The 18,158-nt window shown below is 68.1% G+C and carries 17 protein-coding genes; 9 read left to right on the top strand and 8 right to left on the bottom strand.

The window, feature by feature from the left end; all coding sequences use genetic code 11:
- Positions 1-12: 12 nt before the first annotated feature.
- The 3 genes from Dfulv_RS02540 to Dfulv_RS02530 all read right to left on the bottom strand — a co-directional run bounded on the left by Dfulv_RS02540 (position 13) and on the right by Dfulv_RS02530 (position 3,047).
- Positions 13-1,752 carry a hypothetical protein gene (locus tag Dfulv_RS02540; protein ID WP_259860985.1) on the bottom strand — a complete coding sequence of 580 codons (1,740 nt, stop codon included), beginning with the start codon at positions 1,750-1,752 and terminating at the stop codon, positions 13-15.
- The gene (locus Dfulv_RS02535) at positions 1,737-2,501 is read right to left on the bottom strand and encodes an ABC transporter ATP-binding protein (protein ID WP_259860984.1); all 765 of its coding nucleotides are present in this window, start codon (positions 2,499-2,501) and stop codon (positions 1,737-1,739) included. The genes Dfulv_RS02540 and Dfulv_RS02535 overlap by 16 nt, the downstream gene beginning before the upstream one ends.
- A gap of 135 nt (positions 2,502-2,636) precedes the next feature.
- A complete protein-coding gene (locus tag Dfulv_RS02530; protein WP_259860983.1) occupies positions 2,637-3,047 on the bottom strand; it encodes a GntR family transcriptional regulator in 411 nt (136 codons plus the stop codon).
- 127 nt (positions 3,048-3,174) lie between these two features.
- Between Dfulv_RS02530 and Dfulv_RS02525 the strand changes: the two genes are divergently transcribed.
- Positions 3,175-3,843, top strand: coding sequence for an NADPH-dependent F420 reductase (locus Dfulv_RS02525; protein WP_259860982.1), 669 nt, complete (start codon positions 3,175-3,177; stop codon positions 3,841-3,843).
- Positions 3,844-3,853: 10 nt separating this feature from the next.
- Positions 3,854-4,336 (top strand): NUDIX hydrolase, encoded by a 483-nt coding sequence (locus Dfulv_RS02520; RefSeq protein WP_319805753.1) that lies wholly within the window; start codon positions 3,854-3,856, stop codon positions 4,334-4,336.
- Positions 4,337-4,374: 38 nt separating this feature from the next.
- Here Dfulv_RS02520 and Dfulv_RS02515 read toward each other — a convergent pair whose 3' ends face one another.
- On the bottom strand, positions 4,375-4,812 hold the full coding sequence (locus Dfulv_RS02515; protein ID WP_259860981.1) for a cupin domain-containing protein: 438 nt from the start codon (positions 4,810-4,812) through the stop codon (positions 4,375-4,377).
- A 172-nt stretch (positions 4,813-4,984) separates the two neighbouring features.
- Here Dfulv_RS02515 and Dfulv_RS02510 point away from each other — a divergent pair, with 172 nt between their 5' ends.
- The gene (locus tag Dfulv_RS02510; RefSeq protein ID WP_259860980.1) at positions 4,985-5,800 is read left to right on the top strand and encodes a GNAT family N-acetyltransferase; all 816 of its coding nucleotides are present in this window, start codon (positions 4,985-4,987) and stop codon (positions 5,798-5,800) included.
- A gap of 24 nt (positions 5,801-5,824) precedes the next feature.
- Here Dfulv_RS02510 and Dfulv_RS48495 read toward each other — a convergent pair whose 3' ends face one another.
- The gene (locus Dfulv_RS48495; protein WP_319805752.1) at positions 5,825-6,244 is read right to left on the bottom strand and encodes a cold-shock protein; all 420 of its coding nucleotides are present in this window, start codon (positions 6,242-6,244) and stop codon (positions 5,825-5,827) included.
- A gap of 641 nt (positions 6,245-6,885) precedes the next feature.
- On the opposite strand from Dfulv_RS48495, the gene Dfulv_RS02500 reads away from it, so the two are divergent.
- Genes Dfulv_RS02500 through Dfulv_RS02490 form a run of 3 tightly spaced genes read left to right on the top strand, consistent with a single transcriptional unit; the run spans position 6,886 to position 11,763 of the window.
- Entirely contained in the window at positions 6,886-7,998 is a 1,113-nt protein-coding gene (locus tag Dfulv_RS02500) for an endonuclease domain-containing protein (RefSeq protein ID WP_259860979.1), read from the top strand.
- Positions 7,931-8,611: a hypothetical protein gene (locus Dfulv_RS02495; protein ID WP_259860978.1), complete on the top strand. Its 681-nt coding sequence runs from the start codon at positions 7,931-7,933 to the stop codon at positions 8,609-8,611. Before Dfulv_RS02500 ends, Dfulv_RS02495 begins: the two co-directional genes overlap by 68 nt.
- Complete coding sequence (locus Dfulv_RS02490; protein ID WP_259860977.1) at positions 8,608-11,763, top strand: helicase HerA domain-containing protein; 3,156 nt, start codon at positions 8,608-8,610, stop codon at positions 11,761-11,763. Before Dfulv_RS02495 ends, Dfulv_RS02490 begins: the two co-directional genes overlap by 4 nt.
- A 45-nt stretch (positions 11,764-11,808) precedes the next feature.
- Here the strand turns inward: Dfulv_RS02490 and Dfulv_RS02485 are convergent, their stop codons facing one another.
- The 3 genes from Dfulv_RS02485 to Dfulv_RS02475 all read right to left on the bottom strand — a co-directional run bounded on the left by Dfulv_RS02485 (position 11,809) and on the right by Dfulv_RS02475 (position 14,360).
- Positions 11,809-13,332: a PIN-like domain-containing protein gene (locus Dfulv_RS02485; protein ID WP_259860976.1), complete on the bottom strand. Its 1,524-nt coding sequence runs from the start codon at positions 13,330-13,332 to the stop codon at positions 11,809-11,811.
- 210 nt (positions 13,333-13,542) lie between these two features.
- Positions 13,543-13,905, bottom strand: a complete 363-nt coding sequence (locus tag Dfulv_RS02480; RefSeq protein WP_259860975.1) for a helix-turn-helix domain-containing protein — start codon at positions 13,903-13,905, stop codon at positions 13,543-13,545.
- 50 nt (positions 13,906-13,955) lie between these two features.
- Positions 13,956-14,360, bottom strand: a complete 405-nt coding sequence (locus Dfulv_RS02475) for an MmpS family protein (RefSeq protein ID WP_259860974.1) — start codon at positions 14,358-14,360, stop codon at positions 13,956-13,958.
- 353 nt (positions 14,361-14,713) lie between these two features.
- Between Dfulv_RS02475 and Dfulv_RS02470 the strand changes: the two genes are divergently transcribed.
- Genes Dfulv_RS02470 through Dfulv_RS02460 form a run of 3 tightly spaced genes read left to right on the top strand, consistent with a single transcriptional unit; the run spans position 14,714 to position 18,139 of the window.
- A complete protein-coding gene (locus tag Dfulv_RS02470; protein ID WP_259860973.1) occupies positions 14,714-15,499 on the top strand; it encodes a hypothetical protein in 786 nt (261 codons plus the stop codon).
- A 31-nt stretch (positions 15,500-15,530) separates the two neighbouring features.
- Positions 15,531-16,658: a hypothetical protein gene (locus Dfulv_RS02465; protein ID WP_259860972.1), complete on the top strand. Its 1,128-nt coding sequence runs from the start codon at positions 15,531-15,533 to the stop codon at positions 16,656-16,658.
- Positions 16,655-18,139 (top strand): hypothetical protein, encoded by a 1,485-nt coding sequence (locus tag Dfulv_RS02460; RefSeq protein WP_259860971.1) that lies wholly within the window; start codon positions 16,655-16,657, stop codon positions 18,137-18,139. The genes Dfulv_RS02465 and Dfulv_RS02460 overlap by 4 nt, the downstream gene beginning before the upstream one ends.
- Positions 18,140-18,158 lie beyond the last annotated feature (19 nt).

The following is an 18,158-nucleotide window of genomic DNA, read 5'->3' as shown; positions in this document are numbered from 1 at the left end:
CACGCCGGGGGCTCATCGGCGCGCCGTCCGGGTGGCACACGGCCGGACGATCCACAGCCCGGTGCCGTACATGGCCAGGCCCAGCAGGATGAAGCCGGCGGCGACGGGATAGCGCCACCCGGTGGGCAGGTACGTGGCGAGGAACCAGCTGTGGCGCAGCATCCCCTTGCCGACAAAAACGGCGGCGAGGATGCCCTGCGGGACCAGCGGGACGGCGCCGAGGCCGAAGCACCAGCCGGCGACGATGCGCTGCGTGCGGCCAAGCTGCTCGAACCGGGACGTGACAGTCGTCTGCGGCTTGCGGCCGGTCCGCATCGTGTCCAGCAGTTCGGGGCCGTGCGAGCGGAGCCGCCGCTCGGCCAGCAGGCCGAGGCCCCAGGCGCACAGCGCGCCGGTCCCGACGCCGACGGCCACGCCCGCCCAGCCGAACCAGATCGCGGCCAGCGCCGCGGGCGCGCCGGTGGCGACGACGAGGGCGAGCATGAGGTACGCCAGGCCGGTCAGGCCGCCGTCGTCCTCGCTGGTGCGCAGCGGGTTGCCGGCCCGGCGGTGCGGGTCGGTGCCGGGCACCAGCGCGTACACCGAAATGAGCGGCACCAGCCCGGCCGCGCCGCCGAGCAGGGCGGGCAGCAGGGCGAGGACCAGTGGCCAGGGACCGCCGGCGACGGCGGTGAGCCCGACGGTCAGGGCGAGCGCGATCGGGCCCTGCGTCGACAGCCAGGCCAGCTGCCGGCCGCGGACGTCGCTACGGCCCGGCGTCATCAGCGTCAGCCACAGCGCGGTGCCGTCGGTGCCGTAGAGGTTGGCGGCCATCGCGGCGGCCATGACGATGAAGATCGGTCCCGCGTAGGGCAGCATGCCGTCCCAGCCGATGATCAGCGGGCTGGCGGCGAAGCAGACGCCGTAGGCCAGCGCGAACGCCAGCTGGTGGTTGCGTACCAGGTCGCGGGACCACGTGCGCAGTTCCTTGGCGACGACGGCGCCGTTGGCGGTGGCGGCGGTGATCGGGCGCCGGCCGCGTCCGGACACCCGGGTCGCGCCGGCTCGCCGGCTGAGCAGGGCCGCCCATGCGCCGAGGAGTCCGATGACGAGCGCGGCCAGCGCCACCAGCGCCCACCACTGGCCGCGCACGGCGAGCAGGCCCCAGGCGGAGGGGAGGTACCAGACCGCGTCGGGTGTGCCGGTCTCGCCGAAGGCCCACAGGAAGACCCAGATCTGCCCGAGTGCCGCCAGGATGGTGCCGTTGAGCAGGCCGGAGGCGATCGCGCCGAGCCGGGAGCGCAGCGCGAGGCCGACGACGGCGACGGACACCTTGGACAGCAGGACGAAGACGGCCAGCTGCAGCAGCATCGCCGGCACGGCTACCAGGGCGTTGACGGCACCGAGCCGGATGCCCGTGACGAGCAGGCCGAGCAGGGCCGTCAGGCTGACCAGCGGCGCGACGCCGACGAACGCGCTGACGAGCAGGCCCACGGCCAGGCGCCGGGCCGGGAGCCCGAGGAGGGCGAAGTACTCCGGCCGCAGCGTCTCGTCGCCGCCGCCCATGAAGACCGGGCCGAGCATCCAGCCGAGCAGCCAGACCGCGTAGCCGGCCGCCAGCAGCTCCGGGTCCATCCAGGCCAGGTACACGGTGCCGGCCGCGAGCAGCAGCCCGAGCACCGCGCCGGTGCCCGCCGTCTGGGCGCGCTGGCCCCGGTAGGCGTGGCGCAGGACCGCCACCTTCATCTGCGCCATGGTCACCGCGACAGCCATGACAGCTCCTTGATCTCGGTCCGCTCGCCACCGACGAGCCCCACGAAAGCGTCTTCGAGCGAGCGCGTGCCGCGCACCTCGTCCAGCGGGCCGGCCGCGACGACCGCGCCGCTGTCGACCACGGCGACGTGGTCGCAGAGCTGCTCGACCAGCGCCATCACATGGCTGGACAGCACGACGGAGCCGCCGCCGGCGACAAAGCCGCGCAGGATGGTCTTGATCGTGGCGGCGGACACCGGGTCGACCGCCTCGAACGGCTCGTCGAGCACCAGCAGCCGCGGCGCGTGCAGCAGCGCGGTGGCGAGGCCGATCTTCTTGCGCATGCCCGTCGAGTACTCGATGACGAGCGTCTTGTCGGCGCCGTCGAGCTCCAGCACGGCCAGCAACTCGGCGGCGCGCTCGGCCACCACGTGCTTCGGCAGGCCGCGCAGCAGCCCCAGGTACGTCAGCACCTCGCGCCCGGTCAGCCGCTCCGGCATGGCCAGGCCGTCGGGCAGGACCCCGACCAGCGCCTTGGCGCGCGCCGGGGCGGACCAGACGTCCTCGCCGAAGATCCGGGCGGTGCCGCTGTCGGGCCGCAGCAGGCCGACCGCCATCGAGAGGGTGGTGGTCTTGCCGGCGCCGTTCTGCCCGACGAGACCGAAGAAGGAGCCGGGTGGGACGGTGAGGTCGATGGCGTCGACGGCGAGCTTGTCACCGAACCGCTTGGTCAGCGCTCGAATCTCCAGCGCCGCTGTCTGCTGAGGCATGCCCTAACGGTATGGATTCGCGCCCGTCGACGGATTGACGCTGGACACCCGGCCGGGGTGGGGCTAGCTACACCCCGGCGCCTGGACGCCGTGACGGAAAAGCCCGCAGCGGCGGGCGGCCCGCCCCGCCTGCACTCAGGAAGCCCGCAGCGTGATCGTTCCCGCAGGGAAGAAGTCCACGGTCCCCCTGCGGCGACTCACCTCGAGGAGGGGCTCGCCCACCGACATGCCCCACGACCGCCGCTCCGCCTCGGTCGGCATCCGGGCATTCACCTCGTCGCCCGGCTCCAGCAGCACGACCTTGCGCTGCGGCCGCTCACGCACCCTCGTCGGCTTGCCCTTGGTCTTGATGATGAGACCCTCGTTGAGCAGCAGCTCGAGCGCCCGCCGGACCGCTGTTTTGCTCAATCCGTGCGTCTGCGCCAGGTAAATCTCGGACGGCAGCACCGAACCGGGCGGCAGGACGCCGGCATCGATCTGGCCCCGCAGAATGTCCACGAGCTGCTTGTGGAGTGGACGGTCAGCATCGCGATCGATCACCACCATAAGATGCGGCTCGATGACCCCAGGGCCATCCTACAGCCCTATAGCCCTATGGCTATCGTCGCGTTTCACGACTTTTACACCTCCGCGGTGCGGGAATTCCCGACAGAACCAGTGGGTTATTGCCGGCATGACAACGATCGGACTCATCGGAAGCGGCAACATCGGCGGCACGGTGGCGCGGCTGGCGGTCGCCGCCGGCTACGACGTCGTGCTGAGCAACTCGCGCGGACCCGAGACCCTGGCGGACCTGGTCGCCGAGCTCGGCCCGCACGCCCGGGCAGGCCGCCCGGCGGACGCGGCCGCAGCCGGCGACATCGTGGTGGTGACGGTACCGCTGAAGGTGTACCGCGAGGTGCCGGCCGAGCCGCTGGCCGGCAAGATCGTCATCGACACCAACAACTACTACCCGCAGCGTGACGGCCGCTTCCCTGAGCTGGACGAGGGCTCCACGACCAGCAGCGAACTGCTCCAGCAGCATCTGCCCGGCGCGAAGGTCGTCAAGGCGTTCAACAACATCTTCTTCAAGCACCTGGCCTCGCTTACCCGCCCATCAGGTGCCGATGACCGGACCGCCCTACCGATCGCCGGCGACGACGCCGAGGCCAAGCAGGTCGTCACCGCGTTCCTGGACGCCATCGGCTACGAAACCGTCGATGTGGGCACGCTCGCCGACAGCTGGCGCGTGCAGCCGGACACGCCCGTCTACGGCCCCCCGTACGGCACGTTCGACGACCCGGTCGGCACCCCCGCCGACGCGGAGATCGTGCGGGCAGCGGTCGCCAAAGCACACCGCTGAGCGCCCGCTGGTGACCACGTCAACCGACGACTACACTGCGGCGCTCCCGCGCAAGCGCATGGGATCCGGAGTGCTGTTCCGCGACGCCGCCGACCGGATCCTGCTGGTGGAACCGGTGTACAAGGACGACTGGGAGTTGCCCGGCGGCTCGGTGGACGGTGACGAGTCACCGCACGACGCCGCGCGGCGCGAGGTCGAAGAGGAACTCGGCTTGGTGGTGTCCCCCGGCCGGTTGCTGGTCGTCGACTGGGTGCCGCCACGACCGGGCCGCACCGAGGGCGTGATGTTCGTATACGACGGTGGCGTGCTCGACGTGAAGGCCACCGCAGCGCTGCGACTGCCCGCGGACGAGCTGCGCAGTTGGGCATGGTGCACCCTCGCCGAGGCGCAGCGACGCCTGTCCCCGCTACTCGCCCGGCGGGCGGCCGCCGCTCTGGAAGCGGCGGCCGGCAACATCACGTACTACCTGGAAGACGGCAAGCGCATCTGTTGAGTCAGGCCGCGCTGCCCGGCTGGAACCAGTGACCTTGTTCAGGCCCGCCGGACAGCGCGGCGCTCCTTGCGCCGGGCAAGCTCTTCGTCGTCCACCAGGGTGAGCATCGGCTTGCCCGGCTCGCACAGCATCGTGACGGTGAACCGCAGCGGGATGTCGTCGCGGTTGTTGCCGTCCTGGTAGTGGATGACGTCGCCACCCGGTTCCCAGAACGCCTCTCCCGCACGCACGACCCGCTCCGGCTGGCCTTCGATCTCCAGCAGCATCTCGCCTTCCAGCACGTAGCCGAACGCCGGTCCGGTGTGCCGGTGCGGCGGCGTGCCCGGATCACCGGGCGGGAACTCGACGACGACGGTCATCTCGTGTGCTCCCGCAGGGATGAAGGGTGGTTCGGCCTCCTGCAGCACGGTGATCGCCGTCTCCCACGCGGACGATCGCTGCTTCTGCTGGGTGCGCGGCATGGGACGTACCTCCATGAGGGGTCGGTGGTGCTTGGCCCGAACGCGGTACTGCCCAGCCACGGTCCAACCAGGCCGGTCGCCGTGCCGGGTCCTACCGAAAATCGCCTCATCGCTGCGGCGCCGTGGCGACGGCGTCAACCACAAACTCATGCCCAGACGGCGAACAGACATGATGTGATGATCCGCTGTGAATGAAGGAAACCAGCCGCTCGGCGATCGCTCAGACCTGATGCTCGCAATGGAGCAGAACCTCGCCGAACATGCCTGTCACTTGCACCGGCATGTGGCGGGCTCGACCGTCACTGAAACCAACGACCTCCTGATCGCCGACAGCGGCCTGGACGACGACACCTTCAACATCGTTGCAGCGGCGCGCCTTACGCCGGACACCGCCCCGGCCCGGATCACGCAGACCCTTCAGGCACTGGCCACCACCGGGCGTCCCTTCTCGTGGTGGGTGGGTCCGGCCTCCACGCCGGCGGATCTCGCCTCGCTCCTGGAAAGCGCCGGTCTCCAGGCATCCGAAACCGAGACCGGCATGTGGCAGGACCTACGTGCGGCCCCGCCCCAGCAACCTGCTGCGGACCTGGCCATCCACCGGGTGAGGACCCCCGGGCAACTCGCCGACTACTCGACCGTCCTGGCCGCGAACTGGAACCCACCGGCCGCCACGGTGCGCCGCTTCTTCGCCGATGCCGCCGACTGGGCCCTCGCCCCCGACTGCCCCGCTCGCTACCTGGTCGGCTACGTTGACGGCCGCCCCGTCTGCTCGGCCGAGGTCTTCCTCCACTCGGGAGTCGCCGGGATCTACAACATCGCCACCCTGGCGACCGACCGCCGGCGCGGCTACGGCAGCGCCATCACCCTGGCGACCTTGCACACCGCATACGACGCCGGCTACCGCACGGTGGTCCTGCAAGCCTCTTCCGAGGGCGAACCCGTCTACCGCCGGCTCGGGTTCCAATCCTGCGGCCGCTTCACCGAGTACGCCATCACGCCCTGACACCAGATGGCCCGTCTCTGGCGGTCAGCCCCTGCTGGTCCCCCGCGGCTCGTCGAAGGTCAGAGCCAGTGTGCTGTGGTAGGCGTTGGGCTCGGCGTCTTCTCGTCGTTGGTCGTCCGGTTCGGTGTCGCCCGTCCACACCTTCACCGCCCGATACGCGAATCCGTCCTGGGTTGCCGCCTCGGCTCGGAACGAGACACTCTGCCCCTGGAACAGCTGCCGATATCCGTCCATGACGATCACCGAAAAGTGCACCCAGCACCCACCAGCCACATCCGGCCCGTCGATGACGCCCCAACCCTCGCCAGCGTTGTAGGCCCGAACGATTCCCGAACTTGCCATCCGCTCAGTCTGCCCGATGCCGGCGTTGCCGAAGGCAACGCCGGGCTGATCTGCCTCGTGGCTCGACCAACCGGACGCGAACGACTTCCACCGGTCCAACACCTGTCGTGCGTCCGCTGAGCCCTCACGGCCGACTCCACGTTTGCGGCGAGAGCCGGTGGCAGGATCTGTGAATAGTCGCTGTAGAACAGGTGGAACGCGGCGGCGTACAGGCGCTCCGTCGGGTGCGCCGCGGCCAGGTCCGCAATCACGCGGCAGCCGTTGTCGTACCACGCCGCTTCGAAGGCCGCCCAGTCCATCGCCCTCCTCCATGTCCCCCACCGGCAGTGAGTCTGCCAATCCACCGAATCAACCCGGCGAGATCGGTTAGGGTTGAGCGGACAGGGTGATCGCGGATGGGTAGCACGCATCGATTGAGCAGCAGTACCTAAGCTTCCGACGCCGACCTGGCAATTCGATCCACAATAGACCATCGCAGCACTATGCGGCCGCACACGATTCCTTGTTCCAACGTCGGTCATGGAATGTGCCGGTTTTCTCAACCGCTGGGCAGGCCCCACGCCGCCGACCCACTTGTCCCAGGTCGCGACCCCGGAGGCATAGCAGATCTAGCAGCCGGAATGGATGCTCGGTCTGGATGATTCTTTCGCTCATACGGCAGCATCGGACAGGACAGCCCACCCTTGTCACCACGGACCGACGGCCCGCAGAATCGGGCATAGCTGGAACGCGAAGGGTGGGGCGTGGCGCAATCCTGGGCAGATCTTCCCCTAGATCGGCCGATCAGCATCGATGGCGTAAGCGCGGATTCGCTCGCGTTGTTGATCGAACCGCTGCCCTCGGACGCGCCCGCGATCGTCACGTACAACGCCTTACCACAGCCCAGAGCCGCACGCATCGTCGCAACGCTTCTCACTGAACTCGACCGAGTCGCCCGCGAACTCTTTCCGGCATGGCTTCCGAAGGCCGCGCACATCGACAGTGCCGCCGGTGCCGGTGTGGTCGCGGTGCGGTCTATCGCGCTTCGTGCAGCGCAAAACGGCGGACAGTACGGGCCATTTCTCGCCGACCTGGCCGAGCGCTCACTGCTCCAGCACGTCGACGCGACCGGCCCATTCGACCCAGAGGTTCGTGCGGTTGGCTTGGCCAAGGCCATCGCGGCTGCCTTCGGGCGCACCCGCGCGGCGATCCTCATCCGGGTCGGTGAAGGGTTCAGCGTCGACCAGCAGCAGGCCCTCATCGTCGCAGCCCGATGGTTGAGCGACTCTGGCCGCTTCGGCATCTGGTTCACCGGCACCGTTCTACAGGTGGCCGACGCCATGGAGGTCGTACGGTTCACTCCTCCGACCGGGGAGGCGCTGCCCGAGTTCAACGCAGCCTACATCGATGAACCACCTCTCGATGAGATCGTCGGCTATCCCGCAATCGCCGGCCAGCCACATCCTGGAAGCCGGGCCGAGCAACTACTCGAGGCCGCACTGGCACCTGCTGCGTGGGCCGCAGGACGCGAATGGAACCAGTCGTACCAACCGCATCCGCTCACCAATCCGATCCGCCTGGATCTGCTCTGGCGCGATGCACGGTTGGTCGTCGAGATCGACGGCGTCGAGCACTGCGATCCGGCCAGATTCGCTGCCGACCGGCAACGTGACGTGCTGCTGCAACTTGACGGGTATGCAGTGCTGCGGTTCACCAACCAGCAGGTGCTGATGCACCGAGACCTCGTACTGGCGCAGATCCAACAGTTCCTTGCCGGCCGCCGCGCTGGCACTCACAAGGGGGCAATGCATGCCGGACCTGAAGCTGTCACTGCCGGAGCGGGCGCTCCTGCTCATCCTGATGGCGGAGAACACTGAACTCTCGAACCCCCAGATCGAGAAGAAGTACGCACCAGGACTGAAGCTCACCGGCAAGAACAGGCAGCGCCTTGTCGACGAGAAGCTCATCGAATGCCGCAAGGGGGCGCGCAACGCTTACTTCTTCACTCTGGCGGAGGAGGGTTGGCACTGGTGCCGTCAGGAGTTGACCCGTGCGGTTCCGCCGAACTCCGGCTCCGCCGGACATGCGCTGTACGCGGTACTTGGCGGCCTTGACCGTTACCTCGACAGCAGTGGACGTAGCCTCGCCCAGGTCTTCGGCGGTCAGCCCGAGTTGGAGCAGCCGAAGATCATTGCGGGTCCACCGTCTCCAGCCGCGTCGTCAACCGCGGACGAGATCGAGCAGGCGATCCGCCGGGCGTATCGGAAGTTGGCCGATCCGGCCGGCAGTTGGGTCGGGCTGGCCGACATCCGCCAAGAGCTGAACGGGATTCCCAAGAGGGAGATCGACGGTGTGCTTCGACTCATGACCCGGATGCAGGGCGTACAAATCGAGGAGGAGACGAACCAGAAAGCCTTGGAGCAGCGAGATCGCGACGCCGCGGTGCGGATCGGCAGCCGTGATCAGCATGTCCTGGCGATTGCGCCATGAGTGACACAGAGATCAAGGCTCTGACCGGCCTCCGCATCAAGCTGGTGCCGACCCGGGACGACGTCTGGCGACGGTCGGAGTTCCACGTCGACACGCTGCACCGCAACGTCGCCCAGACGATCCTCGATGCGATCGACGAAGCGCGTGACAGCTCGGACGGCAGCCCGGTTGGCGTCGTCGTGCAGGGGCAGCGCGGCTCCGGGAAGACTCACCTCCTCGGCTGGGTCCGGGAACAGGTACAACGCCAGGACGGGTACTTCTTTCTCGTCAGCTTGCTGGACAGCACCCGCTTCTGGCACAGCGTGGCGCACTCGATGCTCAATGGGTTGACCCGGCAGGTCGACGGTCACGAGACCCAACTGCGGATCTTCCTGCGCCGGGTCACGCTGTTGACCGGCGTACCGTTCGCGGCTCGCCAAGCTGTCATCGGTGATGCCCCGCTCGACCGAGGAGCGATTGACGCACTTCTCGAGGCGTTTCACCGGTACAACCCCGAAGTGGCGATGGCCTGCAGGTACACCGCCCGCGCACTGGCGATGTTCAACGCCGGCGACTTTCGGGCGCGGGAGGTCGGCAACAACTTCTTGCTCTCCGGGGATGAATGCGAGCCCGGCGAACGCTCGCCATGGGGCCTACCCCAGGGTGCATATCCGCCTGAGCAAGTTGTCAGCGAGATCTCCTGGCTTCTCTCTTTGACTGGGCCGTCCGTCATCGCCGTGGACCAGATCGACGGTCTTCTGGCGCCGCTCGCCAAGGCAATGGCGAATCGGCAGGACGCCGAGTGGCAGGATTCGCTGCTGCTCGACCAGATCACCAACGGGCTGATGTCGCTGCGCGAGGCGACCCGAAAGACGCTCACGGTGGTTGCGGCTCAGCACGCCACCTGGGAAGTCATCAAGAAGTACGCGATCGCGGCGGTGCAAGACCGGTTCCTGGCGACGCAGAACCTCGGCCGCATCCCCAGCGCGGCTGTAGGGCAGGCGTTGGTCGCCAAACGTCTGGAAGCGCACTACCGCTCAGTCGACTTCAATCCGCCCTATCCAACCTGGCCGATCCACGAGGATGCGTTCGACACCGCGGTGAACTTCATGCCCCGTCAACTGCTGCAGAATGTCGACCGGCACATCCGAGCGTGTGTCCGCGACGGTGAAGTCCGCGTAATGACCTCGCTGGAGTCGTCGACAGAGGAAGACGGCGAGACCCTGCCGATACCTCCTGTGCGCCCGCCGGACGCGAGCCTTGCCGTGCTGGACAAGCGGTTCGCCGAGCTGAGGGAGACCGCAGATGTCAGCCGCGCGCTCGACGAGCACACCGACGACGTCGAGCTTCCCGGCCTACTTTCGGCTGGCCTGCAAGCGTGGATCATCGAACGGGGCGAGGCTGGAAAGCACTTCGAGCAGGACCCCCCGCCCAGCACCAAGCCGGCATTGCATGCCCGCTTGCGCCGCACGCTGGACGACGCAACCGAGGAGGAGGCGCATTGGGGCTTCCGCGGCATCTCGTCGGACTACCACCCGGTCGCCGTCCTGAACCGCATCCGCGCAGCATGCACCGAGGCAGGCCTCGCAAGCGGCGTCGGCCAGCGCCGGCTGTTTCTGCTCCGTAACGGTGCCTGGCCACAGACTCCGAAGAACAAGGAGGCAGTTGCAATCTTCGAGGCCGGCGGAGGCCGACGCCTGACCGTCGGCGACGACGATCTGCCAATTCTCTGGGCGCTGCGCGAGTTGTTCGCTCAGGCACCGGCGGACCTGACGGCCTGGCTGATCGCCCGGCAGCCGACCCGGGGTGTCTCCTTCCTCCGTGAGGCCCTCGCCGACGCGGCTGCCGATCTACCGGCGCCGGACCTCACCATGCCCGTCGCGGACGTCGGCTCGACGGCGACGGAGGTCGAACAGCCTGTTTTGCCGCCGCAGATCACCGGACCAGCCTTCAGCCTCGGGCTCACCTTCGACGCTGGCGCACCGATACCGGTCGCGTTGGAGGCGCTCCGCAAGCACACCGCGATCTTTGCGGGTTCTGGATCAGGCAAGACGGTGCTCATCCGCCGCATCGTCGAGGAATGCGCGCTGCAGGGCGTCTCAGCGATCGTGCTGGACCCCAACAACGACCTTGCTCGTCTCGGCGATCCATGGCCGGAGCCACCGTCCGGGTGGCGTGACGGAGATGCGGAAAAGGCACGAGAGTACCTCGAGCACACCGATGTGGTGGTGTACACCCCGCGTCGAGAGGCCGGCCGGCCGATCAGCTTCCAACCGCTTCCCGACTTCCAGAGCTTCGTCAGCGACCCGGACGAATTCGAGGCTGCCATCGAATCGGCGCTGGCGACGCTCGCGCCGAGAGCCAAGGTCGACGGCAAGACGAGTAAGGCCGAACGAGGTCGCGCGGTGCTCAAGGAGGCTCTTGTCTACTACGCCCGTAGGCACCGCGAAACCACGCTTCGTGGATTCATCGGCATGCTTGATGACCTGCCTGCTGCAGTGAGCGACCTGGGCAACGCGGCGAAGATTGCCGCCGAGCTCGGCCAGACACTGGCTGCGGCCATGGTGATCGACCCGCTGTTCGGAGGTGTTGGCGAAGCCGTGGATCCCGGCGAGCTGCTGACCCCGCCCACTGGTAAGCGTGCCCGCATCTCAGTGATCAGCCTGATCGGGCTGCAGTCGGACGAGCAACGGCAGAGCTTCGTCAATCAGCTCCAGATGGCGCTGTTCGCCTGGATCAAGAAGCATCCCGCCGGTGACAGACCTCTTGGCGGACTGTTCGTCATGGACGAAGCGCAGACACTCGCCCCGTCCGGCGCCATGACGGCATGTACCAAGAGCACGCTGGCGCTCGCCTCGCAGGCTCGGAAGTACGGCCTGGGACTGATGTTCGCTACGCAGTCACCGAAGGGTCTGCACAATCAGATTCCGGGCAATGCCGCCACCCAGTGCTACGGGCTGCTCAACGCGCCGGTGCAGATTGATGCCGCACGGGAAATGGCCCGGGCGAAGGGCGGTGACGTGCCTGGGATCTCGCAACTGCGCACCGGTGAGTTCTACGTGGCTCTGGAGGGGCAGGCATTCGCGAAGGTCCGTGCGCCACTGTGTCTCAGCCACCATCCGAAGAGTCCGCTGACAACCGAAGAAGTCCTCGAACGCGCCCGCGCAAGCTGACGATTGCTGGCCGCCGACCCAATTGCCCGGGTCGGCGGCCGGTTGCTATCGGCGGACCAGCTCCACCGTTTCCGATACGAAGTTCACTCGTCGAGCCTTGAAGCCCCCGAGTGCGAGCGCCTTGCCGAGTGAGTTGCGCACCGAGTACCAGTACGGCAGATGACTGCGGGCGGACTGGGGAAGTGGGAGGCCCAGCATCTCCTCCAGATCCGCGAAGGTCATCGGAATCACATCGTCGGGCTGCGTTCTCAGCCACTGGGTGAGCGGCCAGTATTTACTGACGCTCTGCTCTGACGAGCTGCCACCCGGATCTGTCTCGGCGTCATCAAGGCCCTCCGCAGCGCGAAGGATGGCCACCACTTCTCCTGGAATCCGAAATCCAGATGCCCGCACACCGTCCGGATAGAGCGGCTTGAGGATCGGCGTGACGGGCTCAGACAGGATCCCGGCACGCTGCAAGTCAGCGGTGATGCGGTTGGTCGGCCGAGTGAACCCTCGCAGCATCCGCTCGTCGTCGTACCCACAAATTTCGTACACGGCTTCACGACTGATGGTGCCGCCGCGCGCCGCGGCCTCCCGGATGACCTCCGCCTGAACCTGTCCCTCGCTGTCCAGCCTGGCGAGGAGCTCTGTGACTGCCTCAGGTGCCCATTGGCCCTCCGGAGCAAGGTCGTCCCTGGGCCGTTTGGCATCTTCGACGGAAGCGGGGCTGACCTGGACATTGAGTGCCGAAGACTGCTCGAGCAGGTCACGTGGGCGGAGCAAGAAGAGTTGCCGTCCGTTGCTGAGATCGAAGAACTCTTTGGTCATCTCCTGACGCGGGCCGACGACCACCGACCGATGACGCCACCACCAGTCGTCCTTCTCGTCTCCGGTGATGATGACGAGATCAAGCTGGCGCTTGGTCGCCTCCTCGCACGCCTGCCAGTAGACGAGGTAGTCGCCTGCTGGACCTTCGGGATGCTCATCGCCTTTGTCGGCATCCAGGTAACCAGGTGGCTGGTGCTCCTCGACGCGCTTCTTGCCTTCGGCGATCATCGCGTTCCACTCGTCGTCCGGTGGCCTCGGGAGGACCTTGCCGTCCAGCAGTACAGAGAGCCGGCTCAGAACACGGTCACGGGCTGCTGGCGTATTGGCGTGCACCTGGTCCGGTTCTGCTTGGCCCACAGCGGTTTGCAGCGACTCGTACAGCTTGCCGACATCTGCCTGGAGCTGTTGGAGTTCGGCTTCCGCCAAGGCTACCTGCTTGGCCCAGCGACCCAGAGCGTCGTTGGTCGAACGCTGGTTCTTCTGCAGGGCTGATCGGACGTCACTCGCGGCGCTGTCAGGATTGCCGATGGCGGCGAGCCTGTTGCGGTGGAACTCTCGCATGGCCTGGTGGGGAACGACGAGCCGGTCACCGAACTTCTCGAATATCGCCAGGAGGTCGTCAGTGGTCTGGGCGTTGTAGCGGTACAGGTTCAGCAACACGTTCGCGTCGATCGCGACCAAGGCACAGTTCAACGCGCGGTCGACATCGACTTCGGTCAAGATTCGATAGCCTTCGAACCCGTCGAACAGTCCGGGCAACGCAGCCTCCTCGACTAGAACGCCGGAATCATATAGAGCAAGTTGCCATCCCTGCCCCACACGCACAGTTGAAGCCGGACAAGAATCCGCCGAACGCACAATGTCCATCAAGACTCGGTTCCGTGGCGTCACGAGCTCGAATCAGCCCCCACGGCAACGACCGTGAGGGCTGATTCGCCTATCGCAGCCGACAGGCTGCCGAGGTCGTCGTCACTCGGATTCGGCGTACGCGGCCAGGCTGACCCTGGAGCTGATCGCGAGCTTCCGGAAGATCTGTCGCAGGTGGTAGTTCACCATGTGGGCGGAGATGCCGAGCCGACGGGCGATCTGCCGGTTGGTGAGTGCCTGTCCGACCAGCCGCGCCACGGCGCGTTCGCGGTCGCTCAGCTGCTCCCAGCCCGCCGGTGCCGGCGCGGCAGCTGGGCTTTCGTTCACGATCCCGACGACCACGACCTCGTCTTCGCCGCGCAGGCCGTACAACACCACGGGCTGCAGTCCGGACGCGCGGAGTCCGTGCAGCACGGCGTCCAAGGCCGGCCGCTCGCCGTGCGCCATGATGGCTAGCTGTTTCATGTCGACCCCCATGTCGTTGGGTATGAACACCGACCGCCCGGTGTGTGCGGTCAGGCGTTGCCGGAGCAGGTGACGACGGCGTACTGGCCCTCGGAGCTGTTCTCGACGACGACCTTGCCGTCGACGGTGATGCGGCAGGTGATCGTGCCGGTGCCGGTGCCGGACTGCGCGACGATGCTGACGGTGAGCAGCGTGTCGGTGGAGGTGGCCTCCTTCTTCCACGGCAGCGCGGCGCCGTTGGCCTGGGAGGAGTTGCCGCCGATGCCGTACGTGACGGAGCTGGCCTTGCTGACGCCCTTGCCGGTCACCTCGAACACGACGCTGTGAGCGCCGGCGGCGCTGGAGGCGGCGTCCGCGACGCCGGGGCCTTGGGTGGTTCCCTGGTTGGTGTCGACCCCGCAGCCGAGGGCGAACAGGGACAGGGCGGACAGGGCGACGAGGGAGTTTTTGCGCATGGTGCACCGACCCTTCGAGGGACAACACGGATGGCTTCCAGACCGCACCACATCAGTGCCTGGCTATTACTGGAACTTACTGGAATCTACTGGAAGCACGCAACGGTGTTTCCGCGTCCGAGGCGGATGGTCGGGGTGACAAACCGGACCAGACCGCCAGGTTCCACCACGACAATCACTCCGGCCGGATGGGCTTCTACCAGCCATTTGGTGGATTCATTCCGGGTGCGGAACGGGTTCGATGAAAGTGGAACCATTCCACTCGAACGTAACGTTCTGTAGCCTCTTCATATACCAGTACTGCCCGAAGTGGGGATTGCTGGAAATTACTGGAGAACGGTACTGTCCCAACCATGGCCGACAGCGTTGAGGAACTGGAGCAGCGGATCGACGCGCTGCATGCCGAGATCCGCCACGCGAGGTCCGTCGGCGACCTGCCGCGGGTCAGGATGCTACGGGCAGAGGTGCGCGCCCTGGAAGACGCGTGGGACGAGGCGCACGAGCCCGAGGCGACACCGGCGCCGACGCAGCGGGAGAGCGGGTCACTCCTGCCGCTGCGCGAACAGGTCCACAGCGCCCTGACCCTGCTCACCGTGCCGGCCGCGCCGAAACTGATCGCCCAGGTCTACAACGCCTGCTTCGGCGGGGACATCAACAGCGCCAAGCTCACCAGCCTCCGCCGCGACGAGGAGCGTTCGTTCCGCTCGTCGCCGTTCGCCCGGCCGTACTATCTGTGCGCCGCACTCACCGCCGACCGGCTCGCGGCAGCGCGTGGCCTCCTGGCCGTGTCGACGTGGCCGCTGGAGCGGCGCATCATCGGCGCACTCAGCCCGCGCGTCGACTTCCTCTACGCGGCCGTCAGCATCGCCGAGCACATCGCGCGGCTTCCCGAGATCGATCGCGCGACCAGCCGCCTGCTGTGGCTGTTCGCCGAGAACATCCCGGGCGCCGCCGACGGCATCGGCTCGGCCAAGCCCGACATGGTCATCCGTGCCGCGCGCGCCGAATTGCAGACACACGAACCGGTCGACCGGTCGCACCGCGAAGCGGCCGCCACTCGGGCCCGCACGCAACTCGACGACGTTCGGCGGCTCTTCGGCAGCCCTTTGGAGCCGGTGCCTGACAGCAAGGTCTCGTAGCCCCACCGTTTCCCCGCGAAGGAACGCCCCAGTGAACAGCACCGAATCGCGGCTCGATCAGCTGCGTGGACCGGTACCACCCGTGCCGCACAACGCCCGCACGATCGCCGCGCTGACCAGCAACCCCGGCTGCGCCCGCCGTGCCGTCATGGACGCCGCCGGCGTCGACAAGCGCACGGTGGCCGCCCGGGTCGGTTTCCCGCCGCCGTACGGGCAGTCGCCGTTCGCGATCACCCGGACCCGGGCGTTCGAAGCGCAGGTGAAGGCCAACGGCTGCGCCGAGCTGTTACGGATGCTGCGGGAGGTGCTCGACCTGCCGATCCCCGAGGTGGCGTACCACGACCTCGAGGAGGCCGCCGGCAACACGAGCCAGAACGTGCGGCACGCGCTGGCCCGGCAGGTGCTCGGCGCCGCCGCGAAGGGCACCGACGAGTTCGGCACGCTGTTCGACCACCCGCTGCTGCGGCTGCCGGTCGGTGGCCGGCAGGTGTTCCTGGAGCCGGACCTCATCGCGTTTCAGTTCCAGGGCGTCTTCCACATCATCGAGATCAAGTCGTTCGCGGTCATCGACGGGCAGGCCGACGGCGGCAAGGTCGCCGCGGCGGCGGTGCAGTCGGGCGTGTACGTCGTGGCGCTGCGCCAACTGCTGAAGGAGCTGGGCCTCGACCCGGAGCGGGTCTCGCACGACGTGGTGCTGGTCTGCCCGGAGAACTTCTCCAACCACGCGGTCGCCACGAAGCTCGACGTGCGCCGCCAGCTCACCGTGCTCAACCGGCAGCTCAACCGGATGACCCGCATCGACGAGCTGCTGGAGCCGCTGGACGACGACCTGACGTTCGACCTGGCGCCGGACCGTGACGGCAGGCCCACGCGGCCGGTCGGTGAACTGTGCGCGGCGCTGGAGCACATCCCGGCCCGCTACTCCCCCGATTGCCTGTCCATGTGCGAGATGTCGTACTTCTGCCGCCGCGAGGCGCACGGCACGACCCACGCGCTGGGCCGTACCGTCAGCGAGGAGCTCGGCGGCGTCGAGTGGGTCGAGGCCGCGCTCGGCCTGGCCGGCGGCCTGCTCGCTCCCGCTCCGGAGCAGATGGAGGCCGCGATGGTACTGCGGGCAGCGATGCGCCTGCGCAACGAGTGCTTCGGGATCCCGGCATGACGTCGCTGACCTCCATCGCGCGGGCGCTCGCGGTCCGGGACCAGACCGCCCAGCGGATCACCACGGTCCGGCACACCCACATCAGCCGGCGCCCGCTCGTCTTCATCCCACTCGCGCTCGCCGGCGAGGCCAACGCTCCACTGGCCGCGATGGTCGGCGACCGGCCGGACTCGCCGCGGCTGTTCATCGTGCCCCAGCCGCGCAACCGCGACCAGCGATTCGCGTTCGCCGCCGAGCTCGGCCGCCTCATGGTGTCCTATGTGGACAGCTTCGCGCGGCAGGCGGAGGACGTGCGCGGGCGGTCGCGGTTCGCCGATGCGCCGCAGTTGCTCGTACCGAACCCGGGTGGCATCGGCTTCGTGCGCCTCTTCGGCCGCTCGACCCGGCTGCGCCGGACCTACGGTGAATACGCCGTCAAACCCGTCGTGCCGTTGCTCGGCCAGTGGCTCACGTTCTTCTCCGAACGTGCCGAGCACCCCGGCTCGTCGCTGATGCTCGCCATGACCTCGGCGCTCGGCGACCACTGGGCGACCGGGCAGAGCGCCGTCGAGGACGCCAACCTCGCCGCGCTGCTGGCCTGGATCGACCCGCCCGCCGGGCGCTCCCCGTTCGACGCCGCGCTCGACGCCGAGGACCCGGAGACCTGGCCGCCGGCGGGCCCGGCGACCGACCCGACGTTCGACGCTGATCGGCTCGCGCCGGCCATCGACCGATATGCACGCACGGACGGCAATCCGGTCGCCCGTCAGCAGGCGCTTTCCAGGCTGGAGACGGCCCTCACCACCCAGCTCGAGCCGACGTGGCAGCTCATGTGGCGCGGCGTCGAACTGCTCAACGCCCTCACGCCCGGGGCGAGCGTCGTGGCCCGCTGGGCCGACGACCGCGACGTGTACACCAACTACGTCAGCCATTTGCGCGGGGACAGCCCGCTGCCGCAGGCCCGCCGGGACAGCGCTGTGGCCGCCGCGCGCCGGCTCAGCCGTCTGGAGCGCGCCCAGGCATTGTTCGACTCGCAGCGCGCGTTGGACGATCCGCTGGTCATGGCCGAGTACCGGCTCACCGGCGAGGCGTTCGCCGGCACCGTCGTCCACGCCGAGCCCGACCGTGTCGACGCCTCGGGCCCCCGCCGTAAGCTCCGCCCGCACATCACGGTCCGCACGCAGGACCCGCTGCGGTTGGGCGCGGGCGTCTCGGTGAAATCCCCGGCCCGGCTCTCGCAGCAGGCGGGCATCGTCGCCGTGACGCCGGTCGACGGCGGCCTGGACGTCGTGCTGGAGCTCACCGGCGGCATGGGCCGCTCCCTCACCGCGCCGCCCGGCAGCGTCCCGGCGGTGGGTGAGCGGGTCACGTACAGCACGGTGTCGGATGCCTACCAGCCCGGCGGGCAGTTCCCGTCGGCCGAGGAGACCCCGTGGACCCACGGCGGTCCACCGGCGCCGCCCGTGCCCACCGAGGAGGACGCCGTGGAGGACTGGTCGTGACCACCGACGTGTTCCCTGC

The organism is Dactylosporangium fulvum (genome assembly GCF_025137375.1).
Classification (GTDB): Bacteria; Actinomycetota; Actinomycetes; order Mycobacteriales; family Micromonosporaceae; genus Dactylosporangium; species Dactylosporangium fulvum.
Note: the sequence above shows the minus strand (reverse complement) of the source record. Positions and strands in the feature narration are given on the sequence as shown.

Coding starts and splice junctions, on each gene's coding strand:
- Dfulv_RS02540 (WP_259860985.1), bottom strand. CDS start 1,752: ATGGCTGTCGCGGTGACCATGGCGCAGATGAAGGTGGCGGTCCTGCGC.
- Dfulv_RS02535 (WP_259860984.1), bottom strand. CDS start 2,501: ATGCCTCAGCAGACAGCGGCGCTGGAGATTCGAGCGCTGACCAAGCGG.
- Dfulv_RS02530 (WP_259860983.1), bottom strand. CDS start 3,047: ATGGTGGTGATCGATCGCGATGCTGACCGTCCACTCCACAAGCAGCTC.
- Dfulv_RS02525 (WP_259860982.1), top strand. CDS start 3,175: ATGACAACGATCGGACTCATCGGAAGCGGCAACATCGGCGGCACGGTG.
- Dfulv_RS02515 (WP_259860981.1), bottom strand. CDS start 4,812: ATGGAGGTACGTCCCATGCCGCGCACCCAGCAGAAGCAGCGATCGTCC.
- Dfulv_RS02495 (WP_259860978.1), top strand. CDS start 7,931: ATGCCGGACCTGAAGCTGTCACTGCCGGAGCGGGCGCTCCTGCTCATC.
- Dfulv_RS02490 (WP_259860977.1), top strand. CDS start 8,608: ATGAGTGACACAGAGATCAAGGCTCTGACCGGCCTCCGCATCAAGCTG.
- Dfulv_RS02480 (WP_259860975.1), bottom strand. CDS start 13,905: ATGAAACAGCTAGCCATCATGGCGCACGGCGAGCGGCCGGCCTTGGAC.
- Dfulv_RS02475 (WP_259860974.1), bottom strand. CDS start 14,360: ATGCGCAAAAACTCCCTCGTCGCCCTGTCCGCCCTGTCCCTGTTCGCC.
- Dfulv_RS02470 (WP_259860973.1), top strand. CDS start 14,714: ATGGCCGACAGCGTTGAGGAACTGGAGCAGCGGATCGACGCGCTGCAT.
- Dfulv_RS02460 (WP_259860971.1), top strand. CDS start 16,655: ATGACGTCGCTGACCTCCATCGCGCGGGCGCTCGCGGTCCGGGACCAG.